This window comes from Achromobacter piechaudii NBRC 102461 (assembly GCF_001571245.1).
Lineage (GTDB): Bacteria > Pseudomonadota > Gammaproteobacteria > Burkholderiales > Burkholderiaceae_B > Achromobacter > Achromobacter piechaudii.
Genome location: NZ_BCTK01000026.1, coordinates 1 through 697 on the forward strand (window position 1 = coordinate 1; position 697 = coordinate 697).

The 697-nt window shown below is 67.3% G+C and carries 1 pseudogene; it reads left to right on the plus strand.

Annotated elements, in window-relative coordinates:
- Positions 1-697 (plus strand): annotated as a pseudogene (locus API01S_RS28615) (hypothetical protein); the annotation flags it as partial.

A 697-nucleotide genomic window follows, 5' to 3' on the forward strand; every position in this document is an offset into this window, starting at 1 on the left:
TGCGCTGACCGCGCCCAGCTTCGGCGTGCAAGGCGGTACATACGCGAACGTCGGCAGCGCCATCGACGGTCTGGACTCGGCAGTGACCGGTCTTGCCAGCGGCAAGGCCGGCGCGTATGTCTCGGACAGCAGCGTGACGACGACGCAAGCCGTTGCCTCCGGCGCGAATGCATCGGCGGGTGGCTTCGGCGCTTCGGCAACGGGCGCAGCATCGACGGCGCTGGGTAACCAGGCCAGCGATAACGGGGTCGACAACTCGACCTTGCTGGGCCAAGGCGCAACGATTACGGCGGGCCTCACGGGCTCTAACGTGGCGTTGGGCCAAGGTTCAGTGGCAACCGTCGGCGCGGAAGCCGGCTACACGGCAATTGGCCTGAGTGCCGCGCAGAACTCCAGCGGCGAAGTGTCGCTGGGCACATCCGGCGCAGAACGCAAGATCACGAATCTTGCCGCAGGCAGCGCGGCGACCGATGGGGTGAACGTTGCGCAACTGACCGGCGTATCGAATGCGGCCACCGCAAGCGTTGGCGCATTGGGCGCCAGCGTGGCGACCAATATGGGAGGCGGATCCGCGTTCGATCCGGTGACCGGTACGCTGACCGCGCCCAGCTTCGGCGTCCAAGGCGGCACGTACGCGAACGTGGGCAGCGCCATCGGCGGTCTGGATACGGCAGTGACCAGCCTTGCCAGCGGCAAG